General features: G+C 62.8%; 14 protein-coding genes. 6 read left to right on the top strand and 8 right to left on the bottom strand.

All coding sequences use genetic code 11. The features are described 5' to 3' along the window. Nucleotides 1-86: 86 nt before the first annotated feature. Nucleotides 87-542, top strand: coding sequence for a hypothetical protein (locus tag ACVMB1_RS08040; protein WP_057017151.1), 456 nt, complete (start codon nt 87-89; stop codon nt 540-542). Nucleotides 543-564: 22 nt separating this feature from the next. After that, complete coding sequence (ppk2, locus tag ACVMB1_RS08035; protein WP_456780915.1) at nt 565-1365, top strand: polyphosphate kinase 2; 801 nt, start codon at nt 565-567, stop codon at nt 1363-1365. 42 nt (nt 1366-1407) lie between these two features. On the opposite strand, the gene ACVMB1_RS08030 is transcribed toward ppk2, so the two are convergent. From ACVMB1_RS08030 to ACVMB1_RS08020, 3 genes are all read right to left on the bottom strand, one after another. Continuing rightward, entirely contained in the window at nt 1408-1842 is a 435-nt protein-coding gene (locus tag ACVMB1_RS08030; protein ID WP_057017289.1) for a hypothetical protein, read from the bottom strand. A gap of 91 nt (nt 1843-1933) precedes the next feature. Then, nucleotides 1934-4684: a decarboxylase gene (locus tag ACVMB1_RS08025; protein ID WP_456848415.1), complete on the bottom strand. Its 2751-nt coding sequence runs from the start codon at nt 4682-4684 to the stop codon at nt 1934-1936. A gap of 183 nt (nt 4685-4867) precedes the next feature. Continuing rightward, nucleotides 4868-6562, bottom strand: a complete 1695-nt coding sequence (locus ACVMB1_RS08020; RefSeq protein WP_076826321.1) for a SulP family inorganic anion transporter — start codon at nt 6560-6562, stop codon at nt 4868-4870. Between the two features lie 163 nt (nt 6563-6725). Between ACVMB1_RS08020 and ACVMB1_RS08015 the strand changes: the two genes are divergently transcribed. Further along, complete coding sequence (locus tag ACVMB1_RS08015; RefSeq protein WP_456848413.1) at nt 6726-7613, top strand: alpha/beta hydrolase family protein; 888 nt, start codon at nt 6726-6728, stop codon at nt 7611-7613. Nucleotides 7614-7640: 27 nt separating this feature from the next. After that, on the top strand, nt 7641-8222 hold the full coding sequence (locus ACVMB1_RS08010) for an invasion associated locus B family protein (RefSeq protein ID WP_076826317.1): 582 nt from the start codon (nt 7641-7643) through the stop codon (nt 8220-8222). Between the two features lie 16 nt (nt 8223-8238). Here ACVMB1_RS08010 and ACVMB1_RS08005 read toward each other — a convergent pair whose 3' ends face one another. The 3 genes from ACVMB1_RS08005 to ACVMB1_RS07995 all read right to left on the bottom strand — a co-directional run bounded on the left by ACVMB1_RS08005 (nt 8239) and on the right by ACVMB1_RS07995 (nt 10964). After that, nucleotides 8239-8658 carry a response regulator transcription factor gene (locus ACVMB1_RS08005; protein WP_456784541.1) on the bottom strand — a complete coding sequence of 140 codons (420 nt, stop codon included), beginning with the start codon at nt 8656-8658 and terminating at the stop codon, nt 8239-8241. Nucleotides 8659-8782: 124 nt separating this feature from the next. Continuing rightward, the gene (locus ACVMB1_RS08000) at nt 8783-9415 is read right to left on the bottom strand and encodes a response regulator transcription factor (RefSeq protein ID WP_076826313.1); all 633 of its coding nucleotides are present in this window, start codon (nt 9413-9415) and stop codon (nt 8783-8785) included. Between the two features lie 118 nt (nt 9416-9533). Then, nucleotides 9534-10964 carry a sensor histidine kinase gene (locus ACVMB1_RS07995; protein ID WP_456848411.1) on the bottom strand — a complete coding sequence of 477 codons (1431 nt, stop codon included), beginning with the start codon at nt 10962-10964 and terminating at the stop codon, nt 9534-9536. On the opposite strand from ACVMB1_RS07995, the gene ACVMB1_RS07990 reads away from it, so the two are divergent. Continuing rightward, on the top strand, nt 10947-11222 hold the full coding sequence (locus ACVMB1_RS07990; protein WP_456848409.1) for a hypothetical protein: 276 nt from the start codon (nt 10947-10949) through the stop codon (nt 11220-11222). The genes ACVMB1_RS07995 and ACVMB1_RS07990 overlap by 18 nt on opposite strands. Nucleotides 11223-11629: 407 nt before the next feature. Further along, nucleotides 11630-12298 carry a helix-turn-helix domain-containing protein gene (locus ACVMB1_RS07985; protein WP_057017143.1) on the top strand — a complete coding sequence of 223 codons (669 nt, stop codon included), beginning with the start codon at nt 11630-11632 and terminating at the stop codon, nt 12296-12298. 6 nt (nt 12299-12304) lie between these two features. Here the strand turns inward: ACVMB1_RS07985 and ACVMB1_RS07980 are convergent, their stop codons facing one another. Beyond that, nucleotides 12305-12742: a potassium channel family protein gene (locus ACVMB1_RS07980; protein ID WP_038374727.1), complete on the bottom strand. Its 438-nt coding sequence runs from the start codon at nt 12740-12742 to the stop codon at nt 12305-12307. Next, nucleotides 12742-13821, bottom strand: a complete 1080-nt coding sequence (locus ACVMB1_RS07975) for an AI-2E family transporter (protein WP_076826310.1) — start codon at nt 13819-13821, stop codon at nt 12742-12744. Before ACVMB1_RS07975 ends, ACVMB1_RS07980 begins: the two co-directional genes overlap by 1 nt. Between the last annotated feature and the right edge of the window lie 297 nt (nt 13822-14118).

The raw sequence follows: 14118 nt of genomic DNA, 5'->3' as shown, positions 1-14118 counted from the left end.
TTGCTTGATCTGGATCAAGGAAGCCGGTCGGCTCATCCCTACCGTTCCGGGGGCAAGGTGGAAGATCGGGTTAGGAGTCCCCAGCCATGCGAAACAAGATCGATGACCTGATCCCGAAGGCGCACGAGATCCAGAAGCAGGCAGCGCTCAAGGAAGCGGAGAAGGCCGAGGAGCATGCCAAGCGTGCGGCTGCTATCGAAGCCGAGAAGCGCGCGTTGATCGAGCGGCTGAGCAAGCCCTCGGGGCTTACCGAGGACGAGAAGGTCAAGCTGGCGTCGACGGTGATTCAGCGGGCGGTGCGCAATGGCTTGAGCGAGGTCCAGGTCTATCGCTTCCCGAACTCGCTGTGCTCCGACAAGGGGCGAGCGATCAATCAGATGGAGGCCGGCTGGGAGAAGACGCTGACGGGTATACCTAAGGAAATATACCAGCTCTGGGCCGACTACTTGCAGCCGCGCGGCTACCGCATCCGCTATCAGATCGTTGATTACCCCGGCGGCATGCCCGGCGACATCGGCATTGTCATTGCCTGGGGTGATTAGTTGAAACGATGGACGGATATCCATGGCGAAAGACAAGCCGACCGAGAAGATGAAGCGCAAGGACTATGAGGAAGAGCTGCAGAAGCTGCAGGCCCAGCTCTGCCAGCTCCAGGATTGGGTACAGGCGAACAAGCTCAGGGTCATCATCCTGTTCGAGGGACGCGATGCGGCCGGCAAGGGCGGAACGATCAAGGCCCTGACCGAGAAGGTCAGCCCGCGCGTGTTTCGCGTGGTCGCCCTGCCCGCGCCCTCGGATCGTGAGAAGTCCCAGCTCTTCATCCAGCGCTACATGCAGCAGTTTCCGGCGGCCGGCGAGATCGTGATCTTCGATCGCAGCTGGTACAATCGCGCGGGCGTCGAATATGTGATGGGGTTCTGCACGCCGGCGGAGCACAAGCGATTCCTTTCCCTCTGCCCGCAGATGGAGCAATACATCATCGAGGGCGGCATCATCCTGATCAAGCTGTGGCTCGAGGTCGGGATGGAGGAGCAGGAGCGCCGCTTCAGGGCGCGGATCGACGATCCGATGCGGCAATGGAAGCTGAGCCCGATGGACACGGAATCCTATCGCCGCTGGTATGATTACTCCCGCGCGCGCGACCTGATGTTCAAGGCGACGAGCTCGAAGCACGCGCCCTGGAACGTCATCCGTTCCGACGACAAGCGGCGGGCGCGGCTGAATTGCATCTCGTTCCTGCTGAAGACAATTCCTCACGGACGGGTCAGGCGCGACAAGGTCAAGCTCCCCAAGCGCTCCAACAAGGGTCGCTACAACGATCAGGCCGGACTGCGCGGAATGAAGTTCGTGGAGGAACGCTACTGAGAGGACAGGCCGCGCAGGGCGCGCGGCCGGCCTCCCTTGGACCTACTTCAAGCGGATGGAAACCCCGCCCACGGCGGCCGAGACTTCGGCGCCGACCTTCGGGCCGCTGAGCTGCAGGATCACGCCATTGGCGTTCTGAAGCTGCACGCCGCCGGCGCCCGCGGCGATCGCCCCACCGGCGCCTGCCGCGCTGTAGGAGCCTTCGATCGAGGCAGGCCCTCTGAGATTGAGGGCGCGCCCGACCAGCTTGGTGGTCGAGGCGCCGATCGTGAAGCCGACGCTCATGCCCGACACCGTGAACGGATAGTGCTTGCCGCGCAGCGTCAAGACGCCCTCGCCGCCTCCGACACCAACGATGAATCCACCCTTGGTGAAGATGACGGCGACCGAGCCGGTTTCAGCCAGCGACGGCGTGCTGAAGCCGGCCAATCCAATGGCCAGCATTGCGAGAGCTCCGATCAAACTCACTTTCCTCATCATGTCCCTCCAGGAACCGGTTGCGTTACGCCTCGTTGCGCAAGACTCATCGCCGCAAGAATGCGAAGACGCCTTGCGGACTCTCCTTCGTCTATGATGCAGCCTTGAACTTCGGCGCGGCCGCTCGCGGCTTGCCCATCCTGCCCAATGCCTCGGTCGTCACCAGCTTCAGGCCCTCGGCCGCGTCGTAGCCATGGATCTCCTTCACATCCAGCTTGCGCATGAAATCGATGGTCTCCTGCGTGATGACCTGGCCAGGGACCATGATCGGGAAGCCCGGCGGATAGGGAATCACGAAGTTGGCGGAGACGAGAGCGGGCCCGTTCTTCAGACGCCTGTCGATCTCGGGATCGTGCAGGCGAATATATTCGCATCCTGCCGCGTCATAGGCCGAATAGAATCCGCCGCGGATGTCGCCCTCATTCGTCTTCGCGCCGGCATCGCCGCGATAGGCGTCGTGGAAATGCGAGAAGTTCGGCAAGTCGGGGACATCCTTCATCAGGCTGTTGACCCGCATGTCGAAGTCGACCCTGGCGTTCGCGCCGCCCTTGGTCAGGCCGCGATCGATTTCACCGGAGATTTCGGCCAGCACCCGGACGAGATGCGCGACGTCGCTCCGCGTATTGTTGATATTGGACTGGATCAGGACCGAGTTGCGCGAGGTCTTGTTGACCTGGATGTTGTAGCGGCTGGCGAGCAGCCCCTTGAACGACGTTCCGTCGTACCCGGCGGTGCCGCAGACCAGCGTCATGCGGGTCGGATCGAGGCAGAACTCGTCGTCGTTCAGGCTCTTCAGGGCGCTAGCCCAGTTGGTCCCGGCCGCCAGATAGTCGGTGAATCCGCTCTCGCGGTATTGCTTCGGCACCATGGCATCCGCGCCGAGGACGCGGAAATATCTCGAAATCAACGGATTGGTGTTGACCGCGTTGCGGATGGCGAACGCGATCTCCATGGCATTGGCCACCAGTCCATAGCCCTCGAGTTCCATCTGCCGGCGCGAGACGTCGAGGCTGGCGATCAGCTGCTGGTTCGGGCTGGTCGAGGCGTGCGTGAATACGGCCTCCTTGAACTGCGCTTCGACGGTGTGGAATTCGATGTCCTTGACCGCCAGCATCGAGCCCTGGCGGATCGCCGACATCGACTTGTGCGTCGAGTTGGTCTGGTAGACGCGCAGCCGGATCTGGCGCGGATCGGGGATCAGCCTGGTCTTGAGCAGAACCTCGTCGGACGGATTCTTGCCGAGCTCGGCCTGCTGTTTCTCATAGGCGGCGACCGATTTGGGATCACGCATCCAGGCTTCGATCTCGTTCGCCGCGCCCATCGCGGTTCGCCGCCGCAGGAACGGTGAAAACCGCGCGAAGCCGAACCATGCCTCGTCCCAGAGGAAGATCAGGTCAGGCTTGATCGCGAGGCATTCCTCCATCACCCGCCGCGTGTTGTAGATGTGGCCGTCGAAGGTGCAATTGGTCAGGTCGATCATCTTGACCCGATCGAGCCGGCCATCCGCCTTCGCGTTCAGAAGTGCCTGCTTGATCGTCTGCAACGGCACCGCGCCATACATCGAGTATTCCGTCATCGGGAATGCCTCGACGTAGAGCGGCTGCGCGCCGGCCAGCACCATGCCGTAGTGGTGCGACTTGTGGCAATTGCGGTCGACGATTGCGATGTCGCCGGGACCCAGCAGCGCCTGCACCGCCATCTTGTTGGATGTCGAGGTGCCGTTGGTCACGAAGTAGACGCGGTCGGCGCCGAGCGCGCGCGCGGCCTTCTCCTGTGCCTTCTTGATGTTGCCGGTCGGCTCCAGCATGCTGTCGAGGCCGCCGGTGGTCGCGCTGCTCTCGGCAAGGAACAGGTTTAGCCCGTAGAATTCGCCCATGTCGCGGATCCAGTCCGACTTGAACACGGACTTGCCGCGCGCGATCGGCAGCGCGTGGAAGGTGCCGATCGGCCGCTGCGCATATTTCTTCAAATTGTCGAAGAACGGCGTGTCGAAGCGATCCTGCACGCCCTCCAGCATTGAAAGGTGCAATTCGAGGATATCCTCGACCGAGTAGAACACGCGGCGCACCACATCGGCCTCGGGATTGCCGGCCAACTCCTCGACGTCGCGGTTGGACATCAGGTAGAGGTCAAGCTCGGGACGCACCCGCTTCAGGATATGGGCCAACCGGAGCGCGGACGCATCGGACTCCTCGCTGAGCCCCATGGCGCCGGTCATGGCACGAAGCACCGGCGCATCGTGGCGCGAGCGCAGCCCGAAGCCTTCATTGATCACCACCGCCGCAATATTGGGGTTCAGCATGGCCGCACAGAAGGCGTCCTCGAGGTTGCCCACGACCACGGGCTCATAGATGAAGGCGTCGACCGGACGCCGCAGCTTGCGCCACTCCGCCAGGAGTCCCGGCCAGTTGCTGGCTGGCACTCCGGTCACGATCAGCGTCTCGAAATACGGCCGTCTCGCCGCCGATTGCCCCAGAGTTGGCGGAAGCAGATCGGGAACGTCGCCATTGCCCTCGTCCTGCGTGCTCCAGTCACCTGCATGCTGGCGGAAGGATTTTGTCTGAAGCGCCTGCGCAATCCGCGTCGCAAGCATATGCGAGGTGGCGGCGTCGCCCGCCGCCGCAGCTTCCTTCAGCGCCGCCATCAAACGAAGGCCCGGATAGCCGTGAAACTCCTCCGTCACCGCAAGCGCCGTCAGCGCCGCGTCATACGCCGCACGGTCGCCGCCCCTGCTCCACACCTTCGCCGCCTCGACCAGATCGCGCCAATTGTCGGCACGTCCGCCGGGCCCGGAGAAGAACTGGTCGATGCGCTGCTGTGCCGGCTTCGCCTCGTTGGCCATGAGTGTCTCCCGATCTCGTGATCTCAGCGCTGGTTCTGTCCAATCGTACAAACCGGGCCCATTGCGCCCTTTGATCCAAGTCAAGCTGCAAGCTGGATTAAGACAGCCCCCAAGCGCGCCTGATCGCGACGTCTTGCGACGCAACAAGGCTGGAATGCCGCGGCGTCCATGCGGCCGCGCACGCTAGATGCTTGCCTCCGGCTTCCTGTTGCTCAATACGCTGTCGAGCGTACGCGTCCAGTCACCGCTGTCGGTCTTGTCCGCAAGACCATCCGCCCGAAGCAGATCCCGCAACTGCGCGTGCGCGCCCACAATGCAGAATGTGATCTGGCGCGATGCGAGCTCCTGATGAAGGTCGTGCAGCATACGCGAGCCCGCAAGGTCGATGAACGGAGAGGCCGACAGGTCACAGGCCACCAGCCTGACGTCGGGCGACATCCGAAGCGCCGCCAGCACCGTTTCGAAGATCGTCTCGGCATTGACATAAAGCAGCGAGGTCTCCGGGCGGAACGCGATGATCCCGGTCAAGGGCTCGACGTCATTGTGTCGCGCCCGGTCGGAATAGCGCCCACTGCCGGCTTGACGGCCCAGAAACGCGATATTGGGCTGCGACGCCCGCAACAGCAGCAGGAAGATCGAGGCGACGGCCGCCAGCAGCACGCCCTGCAATATCCCGAGGAACAGCACGGACACCACGGCGATGATTGCGGCATAGAAATCGATTCGGCTGATCCGCCACATTCTGGCGAGCGCCGCAATATCGACCAATTTGTAGACGGCTGAGAAAACGATCGCGGCGAGCACGGTCTTCGGCAGATTGGTCAAGAGGCCCGTGAAGAACAGCAGGCAGAGCGCGAGGGTTGCCGAACAGAACACCAGCGCCAGCGGCGTGCGTGCGCCGGCGGCGTCATTCACGGCCGACTGCGACAACCCGCCGGCAACCGGATAGCCATGCCCGAAGGCTACGGCGAGATTGGCCGCGCCGAGTCCCAGAAACTCCTGCCTGACATCCAGCGGGTAGCCGTGCTTTGCCGCAAAGCTTCGCGCGGCGGACACCCCTTCGACATAGGCCAGCACCAGGCATCCGGCGGCGATCGGAAAGAGATCGTCAAATTCAAGCAAGCCAAACGTCGGGAACGACATCGTCGGCAACCCGGTCGGGATCGGCCCGGTCACCGGAAGTCCCAATTCTGCGAGCCCGAATGCACTAGCCGCGAGGACGGACAGCGCGACCACTGCCAGCCCAATGGGTTTTCCGGGCAGTCTCTTCTCACCGAACAGGAGCAGCACGATCGCAGCCACACCAATGCCGAGCACCAACGGCCTGGTGTCGCCGAGCTGGCCCGCTAGCTTGATCGCGCGGTCGAAGAAGTTGTGGCCGCCTCCAGCGACGCCGAACAGGCTGGGCAGCTGGCTCATGATGATGGTGAGCCCCGCTCCGGCCTTGAAGCCCACCAGAATACTGTCGCTGATCAGCCGCACCAGCAGGCTGAGCTTGAACAGCCAGGCAATCAGGCAGAGCACAGCAACGCTGAAAGCCACGAGGCTGGCAATCTGCCCGTAACGGGTGGCGTCGCCGCCGGCCAATATGCCGACAGCGCCGGCGATCATCAGCGAGATCGCCGACGTGGGTCCGACCGCGAGCTGCCGGGACGAGCCCAGCAGGGCGTAGCCCACGCCGCCGAGCAGATAGCCATAGACGCCGATCTGCGGCGGCAGACCCGCGAGCCCCGCATAGGCCAGCGACACCGGGATCGCGTAGGCTGCCAGCGTGACCCCGGCGATTGCGTCCGCCCCGAGCCCGGATGCCCGGTAGTCGGCGAGCCAGTTCGCCGGCGGAAACCAGCGCATCCAACTCGTCTCTGCCTGGATCGACATCAAGCCCGCCGTATGACGAACAATGGTCGCATGTGGTTGCGCCGGCGGGCCCGATGCGCGTTGATTCAGATCAAGCCTCGAAGTGCTCAAATGTGCTTCTGATCTTGCGCGGCTCGATCGTCGTGACCTGCAGATTTGCCAGATGACTGCCGGAGCGCATGGCATGCGTCAGCACCGCTTACGGACCCTCGCAACCGCAGCGCTGCTGTTGCTTGGCCTGATCGCTCCGGCGCGCGCGGAGGACCAAGACACGTCCCAGCGCATCCAGGAAGAGATCTGGGCGCTGCCTACCCCGCTGCCGATGTTCGCTTATCTGGTCCGTCCGCTCGGCGATGGCCCTTTCCCACTGGTCATCATGAACCACGGCGTGTCACTGAATGCCAGGGATCGCAGCTTCTTCCCGCTGGTCGAATTTCGCGATGCCGCAATCTGGTTCGCACGGCGCGGCTATCTCGTGGTGGCACCGGTCGGGACCGGCTATGGCGCGGCGGCCATCGATATTCCCGAACGCGGTCTTTATGGCCCGTTCTTCTCCAAGATCGGCAAATGCACCAATCCGAATTTCCTCGATGCGGGCCTGGCCGTCGCGCAGGTCGATCTCTGGATCATTGATTACATGGCCGCCGAAAAGCGCACCTTGCCGAAGGACGTCATCGTCGTCGGACAGTCGGCCGGCGGCTGGGCTGCGATCGCGCTGTCGAGCCTCAACCCGCCGCAAGTCAAGGCCATCATCACCTTCGCGGCAGGCCGCGGCGGCCGTGTCGACGGCAAACCCAACAACAATTGCGGCCCCGACAGACTGGTCGAGGCCACCGGCATGTTCGGCCATACGTCGCGGGTGCCGATGCTGTGGTTCTATATCGAGAACGACACATTCTTCGGCCCGGCCCTGTCGAAGCGAATGCACGAAGCCTTCACGCGCGCCGGCGGTCGTGCCGAGTACCATCTTTTGCCGCCGTTCGGTGACGAAGGGCATTTCCTGATCGGCTCTCCCAATTCCATTCCCACGTGGTCGCCTTTGGTCGAACGATTTCTCGACAAGGTTCGCTAGGCGGCCGTTCGCGCTGGAGGAGCATCCATGGTCCGATATGGTGCCTTGGCGAAGTTGGCGCTGTTTGCGGCCGGCATCAGTGCTGCCCACGCTCAACAGACGTCCTCACCGCCTGCTACGGTGAAAGACGGCGGCGAAGTAGCCCCGCGGGGGGCACGTCAGCCGGTGCGGGACATCAAGTATGGCGAGTGGCGAAAGGTCTGCTTCAACGCCGCCGGCGCCAAGACGCTATGCCGGACGACGATCACCGGCACCTTCCCCACCGGGCAGACGGCCGTTCGCCTCGATCTGATCGAGCGAGAGGACGGCAGCAGCCGCGTCCAGCTATTCCTGCCGGTCGGGATGTATCTACAAGCCGGCGTCAAGCTATCGGTCGACCAGAAGGCGGTTCATCGGCTGCCCTACACCTGGTGCGCGACCAACATGTGCATCGCGGCCGATGTCGCCGATCCCAAGCTTCTCGAGGACATGGATGGCGGAAAGACGCTCTCGATCGAGGTCGTCGACACCAGCATTTTGACGATGACGACATCGGTGCCGCTCGACCGCTTTGCAAGCACGCGCAAGGGCGCGCCTGCGCTGACGCTCGATCAAGTCATCGATGAATGATCGAGACCGGCAACCGCTAGACCACGCCGGCCAACAGCCGTTCAATCGGCTGGATCAGCGAATTGGCAGTGAATGGCTTGGTCAGATAGGCCACGCATCCCGATGCCGTTGCCGCCATGCGCGTCGCCGGATTGTCATTTCCGGTGATGTAGATGACGGGGATTTCGATGCCCTGATCCGCCAGGCGGTGCCGCAGTTCGATCCCGGACCCATCGCTGAGATTGATGTCCAATATCAGACAGACCGCGCTGTCAAAGCTGCCATGTCTCAGTAACGCACCGCCGGTCTCGAATAGCCTGGATGCAAATCCGCACGCCCGCAGCAGACGTCCGATTCCACGAAGCATGGAAGGATTATCATCCACAACGAAAACGAGTTTCGCGGTCGGCAAATCCTGAAGCCTCACCCTATCGCTGAATGACCTTCGCCCACGCATGGATAAAGGGCACGTCAAGCGGCTACCGGCGCGCAATATTCTCGCGGCCAAGATCGGAGATACGCCGCGTCACAGAGCTTTCATATTGTACCATGGGACAGGAGGGGCAGAGCTGCCCGGCCGATCAAGCCTTGACCTCGCCACCGGACGCGCGCGTGCCGAGCTGCTCGGCGATCGAAACCAGCTCGGCAAGCGACTGCACCTGCATCTTCTCCATGACCTGGTGACGATGCGCCTTGATCGTGCGTTCGGTCGTGCCAAGCTCGTGAGCAATCTGCTTGTTGATCCGGCCGCACACAATCAGATCGAACACCTGCCGCTCGCGCGGGGTCAGCTTCGCCAGCAGCGCGCGCAGCGAATCGAGCCTGGTTCGCCGGCCGCGGGCCAGCTCGTGCCGCGCAAGGGCGCGATTGATCGCCTCGATCAGCTGCTCCGACGCGATCGGCTTGGTCAAAAAATCTTCGGCACCTGCCTTGATCGCCTGGACGGTCGTCGCCGTGTCGGCATGTCCGGTCAGGAATACGATCGGGAGCGTCGACCCCAGCTCGTTGAGGCGGCCCTGCAGCTCCGGACCACTCATTCCGGGGATGCGGACGTCCAGCAGGATACAGCCGGCCCCTTCGTCGTCGGGCAATTGGTCGAGCAATTCCCGGGCCGATGCGTAGGTGACGACGCGATAGCCTGCGAGCTTGAGCCGGCGCTCGAGCGCTGCGCGAAACGAGGCGTCGTCGTCGACTATGTGCACGTAAGCGTGCATTGCTGCTCCATCGCCGGGTGATCGCCGCTACCTGTAGAATGTCCATCAGCGGCGATCTGAAAATGCTGCGTTCGTCGTAAATCGAACCTTGCACTCCGGCAAACAAGACCCAAACGCGCTACGCGGCCAGCGGCAGCGAAAGGTGGAATACCGCCCCTCCTCCGGACTGATTCTCGGCCCAGAGCTGGCCGCTATGCGCCAGAACGATCGTCCGTGCGATGGACAGGCCGATGCCCATGCCCTGCTCCTTTGTGGTGAAAAACGGATCGAAGATATCGTTCAGCCTGTCCTGCGGAATTCCCGGCCCGGAATCGCTGATGGAAATCACCGCCGACGCGTCCCCATTGACTTCCGTACGGCCGATGATGGTGCGCCCGTAGGGCATTTTGGCCATCGCGTCCATGCTGTTGACGACGAGGTTGAGAATGACCTGCTGCAACTGCACCGGGTCGCCCTTCACCCGCAGGGTCTGCGGTGAGGTCTGCAGATAGATTGCGACGTTGCGCGTCGAGGCCTGCAGCTTGAGGAAATCAAATGCTTCCCGCATGGTCTGGTTGAGGTCGATCTCCTTCTTCTCAAATGGCGCACGCTTGAGCAGGCTGCGCATCCTGCGGATCACCTCGCTTGCGCGCAGATCATCACGCTTGATGTCGGAAATGATTTCCCGCACCTCCTGAAGGTCGGGCGTCGGCGAAGCGAGGATCAGCTCCGCGCTCTCGGCATTGGTCAGGATCGAGCCCAGCGGCTGGTTGAGCTCATGGGCGATCGAGGACGAGAGTTCTCCGGCAGTAGCCTGCCGATTGATATGGGCGAGCTCGGACAGGCGACTGCGGGCTTCGACCTCGGCACTCCGCCGCATGTGACGCTCGTGGAGCAGGAACGCAATCAGCGCGGTTTGAACCAGCAGCGCCACTGCCAGCGCAACAGCCCGCCAACGATATTTTTCCAGGAAGGATGGCTCACGGAAGCGAATTTCGCTACCTTTTGGCAGACTGGCTTCGCTGACGCCCCAATGCTGCATCTGCCGCCAGTTGAAGATCGGCTTCACCGCATCGATGACCGACGGTGGCAGGCCTTCGGGCGCCTCGCCATCCAGAATGCGCAGCGCCCTTCCCGCAGCCTCGGCACCGATCAGCGACGGAACTATGACGAATCCGCCGATGCCGCCCGCCCCGAGGAAGGTCTCCGCGGCGACGACAATCGGACGATTGGCTCTTGCCGCGACAAATGTGAGGGCATCCGACGGCGGATAATAGTTGCCTTTGCCGTCGCTATAGAGGCCCGTGTAGATGATCGCGCTATGATCGGGGAGCGCCGCGACCCGCTCAACGATCTCGGGCATCGGACGTCCGATGATCTCGATGATGTCGAGGCCCGGAATGCCGGCCGCTGCCTGGTCTTTCCAATTGCGAAACAGAACTTGCCGGTCCCAGTCCGCGCCAACCAGCACGACAGTCTTGAGGCCTGGCATCATGGCGCGGGCAGCCGTGACGGCATCCTTGAGTTTCAAGTTCACGATGCCGCCGGTAACATGGGCCGGCGGCTGCAATCGCTTGAAATCAGCCTCTTCGACCAGCGAAAACACGATTGGCGTGTCGGGCCAGAGCTGAGGGCGCCAGCGGAGCGCAAGCTCAAGCGCAGCCGCGCCAATGGTGACCACCACGCCGATCGGCCGATCGCGATATTTCGCCTCGAGGAATCGCCGGAAATCCTCCTGATAGGCCTCGCCGCCGAAGCGATTGAGATCGAGGCTTTCGGTGTAGACGGTGGTCGGCGCGTGCCCGTGAGCGCTCACCGCATCCCTTAGGCCAACGAACACCTGGTAGTAGAAGGGGCCACGTCGATCGGACTGGTCCAGCACCAGCATGGAATGCGGGCGCGTTTGTTGCGCCCGGAGATCAGCCGGTGCCAACAAAGCAGCCAGCAGGATGATCAGGCCAGAGAGCCGAATTGCACTGCCCATAACGTTCGGAGCCGGAGACCAACGGGTTCAAAACCTAGCACCCGGTTGTCGCCGAGAAAATTGAAAAGTAATCTAAGACTGTGCGCACCAATTTACGAACAAATTGCCGCATTTTGCGCACCCTGTCCTTTAGGACAATGACCTCAAGACCAATAGAGACCGGCCGGACTCCGTCGTAGTCATTGCGCGCGGGACAAGCATTTCGAGCCGCCGCGGACGCTGCACCAGTCGTTACCCGAGAGAGTTAGTCCATGTTCGCTCGCGTCAATGTCAGACCGGCCAATGTGCCGAGCATCCTCGGTGGGTTGACCGTCCGGCACGCCAACTGCATCACCAGCGAATTCCACTACAGGAAAGGCACCGAGATCTACGGGGAGAAGGAGCCGGCAGAGTACGTCTACCAGGTCGTTTCGGGGGCGGTCCGCAGCTACAAGCTGCTTTCCGACGGACGCCGCCAGATCGGTGCCTTTCACCTCGTCGGGGATATTTTCGGCCTCGAGAATGCCGAAACCCATCGCTTTACCGCGGAAGCCATCGTCGACACGAACGTGCACCTGATCAGGCGGATCAGCCTCGAACGCGTGGCCGACTCCGATTTCGCCCTGGCTCGCAACCTGCTGGTCATGACGACCAGCAACCTGCGGCATGCCGAGGAGCACATGCTGCTACTCGGCCGCAAGACCGCATTGGAGCGGGTTGCGGCTTTTCTGCTCGAAATGGATCGCCGGCTGACCGGAGTCGGCGTCGTCGCCTTGCCGATGTGCCGGCGTGATATTGCCGACTATCTCGGACTGACGCTCGAAACCGTGTCACGTGCGCTATCCAAGCTGCACGCCTATGGCGCGCTCAACTTCCTTGGCTCGAACCAGCGCGAGATCATGCTGGTCGACCGCGACCAGCTGTCCAGGCTGGACAACTAGCCGACGTCAGGGAGATTTCGTCAGCGCCGCCTGGCGCTCGATGGTCTTTTGCAACACCTCGAACAAGACCGCGGTCGACCACCCGAACATGAGAATGCCGTTCATGGCCGCCATCGGTCCGATCAACAGCCACTGCTTGACCGGGATGACGTCGCCATAGCCGAGCGTGGTGTAGTTCACAAAGGCGAAATACAGCAGATTGCTGCCGGCGGGCGCGGCGCCGAGCACCCAATAGGCCAGGCTCCACACCACGATCTCGAGCGTGTGAGCCAGCATCAGCGCAAGCGCGGTTGCGACCATCACGCCGCTGAGCTGTAGCCCCGCCCGGCCGGCCGCGCTCAAGGCAACGTTGCGAAGCAACCCGATCGCCGCGACGGTCCACAGCGAATGGATCGCGATATTGATCGCGCTCACCGCCGATCCCACGAGGAGCTGAAACAGCATTATCGCTCTCCCGCCAGCCGGGCGCGGTCGTCCCGGATCCATGCCGTGAGCAATTCCCAGGCGACCGCGAGAATGATTGGACCGATGAACAGGCCCACGATGCCGTGGGCAAGCGTGCCGCCGATCACGCCGACAAAGATGACGAGCGCCGGCGTGGTCAGGCCCCGCCCCATCACCAGCGGCTTCAGCACATTGTCGAGGACGCCGACGACCAGGAAGAAGAACGTGAGGGCGAGTGCGGTCGTGAAATCCTTGGCCGACCATAGCCAGATGATGACCGGAAACAGCACAATTGCCGCCCCGATCTGCACGATCGCGAGCAGCATCACGACAAACGCCAGCAGCCCCGCGCTCGGGATCCCCGCCAGCTTGAAGCCAATGCCGGCCAGCAGCGATTGCAGGACGGCGACGCCGATGACGCCGCGGGAAACCGCCCGGATGGTCGCACCTGCAAGGTCGAGGAAGTGCTCGCTCTGCTCCGGCACGATGCGGGACAGGAAGCTCCGGCACGCCGCCGCAAGCTGCAAGCCATAGGGAAACAGAAACCCTGCCACGACGACCGCCAGCAGAAACTTCAGCATCCCGATCCCGGCATCGCTGGCAAATGCAAACAGGGTCCCGGCCAACGGCTTCAGTTGCGGCACGACCTCGCGCAGCACGGCACGCAGATTGGTCGACGCCCGATCCCAGATCTCATGGAGTGGGCCGCCGATCAGCGGCCAATCCTTGATCTCGGGCGGCGGCGACGGCACGACAACGTGGCCGGCGCCGAGTTGTTCGGCGAGCTCCCTCACCCCCTCTACCGCTCCAATTCCGAGCCAGGTCGCCGGCCCGATGACGACTCCCAGAGAGATCAAGGTCAGCACGAGCGCCGCGACGCCGGTATGGCCGCCGAGCATTGCTGCGAGCCAGGTGAAGACGGGATAGAGCGCGACCGCGAGCACGACGCTCCAGGCCAGGATCGGCACGAACGGGCTGACCAGAACGAACGACCAGTAGATCAACAGTGCCAGCAATCCGAGGCGAATTGCGAGCTGGACGAACTCGTCTCCGGTCACGAGCTGGCGAAGGGTTTTCAAGAGCGTGCTTTCGAATCGAGCATCAGCAGCTACGCGGGAAGCGATGCCATCGCCTTGCTGCGCACGGCTTGATTCAGATCAAGCGTGACGCGTCCAGACTTTCACCGAGGAAGCGGCCCGGTTCGGGGGCAGGAATCGGGGGCCGCTCCGACTTCGCCGGGATGCATTCGCGCTCGGGATCACGAGCGCGATCGCGCCCCATCAGGCGGCGTCCTGCCTATCCGCGGCAATTGTCCCAAGCGCAGGATCAATCGTCCGCACCGCCCTCTTGCCACTTTGATTCAAATCAAGCTTCGG

This window comes from Bradyrhizobium sp. USDA 4504 (assembly GCF_054063995.1).
Note: the sequence above shows the minus strand (reverse complement) of the source record. Positions and strands in the feature narration are given on the sequence as shown.

Coding starts and splice junctions, on each gene's coding strand:
- ACVMB1_RS08020 (WP_076826321.1), bottom strand. CDS start 6,562: ATGTCGATCCAGGCAGAGACGAGTTGGATGCGCTGGTTTCCGCCGGCG.
- ACVMB1_RS08010 (WP_076826317.1), top strand. CDS start 7,641: ATGGTCCGATATGGTGCCTTGGCGAAGTTGGCGCTGTTTGCGGCCGGC.
- ACVMB1_RS07990 (WP_456848409.1), top strand. CDS start 10,947: ATGGGCCGGCGGCTGCAATCGCTTGAAATCAGCCTCTTCGACCAGCGA.
- ACVMB1_RS07980 (WP_038374727.1), bottom strand. CDS start 12,742: ATGCTGTTTCAGCTCCTCGTGGGATCGGCGGTGAGCGCGATCAATATC.
- ACVMB1_RS08005 (WP_456784541.1), bottom strand. CDS start 8,658: ATGCGTGGGCGAAGGTCATTCAGCGATAGGGTGAGGCTTCAGGATTTG.
- ACVMB1_RS07985 (WP_057017143.1), top strand. CDS start 11,630: ATGTTCGCTCGCGTCAATGTCAGACCGGCCAATGTGCCGAGCATCCTC.
- ppk2 (WP_456780915.1), top strand. CDS start 565: ATGGCGAAAGACAAGCCGACCGAGAAGATGAAGCGCAAGGACTATGAG.
- ACVMB1_RS08030 (WP_057017289.1), bottom strand. CDS start 1,842: ATGAGGAAAGTGAGTTTGATCGGAGCTCTCGCAATGCTGGCCATTGGA.
- ACVMB1_RS08015 (WP_456848413.1), top strand. CDS start 6,726: ATGCGTCAGCACCGCTTACGGACCCTCGCAACCGCAGCGCTGCTGTTG.
- ACVMB1_RS08000 (WP_076826313.1), bottom strand. CDS start 9,415: ATGCACGCTTACGTGCACATAGTCGACGACGACGCCTCGTTTCGCGCA.
- ACVMB1_RS08025 (WP_456848415.1), bottom strand. CDS start 4,684: ATGGCCAACGAGGCGAAGCCGGCACAGCAGCGCATCGACCAGTTCTTC.
- ACVMB1_RS08040 (WP_057017151.1), top strand. CDS start 87: ATGCGAAACAAGATCGATGACCTGATCCCGAAGGCGCACGAGATCCAG.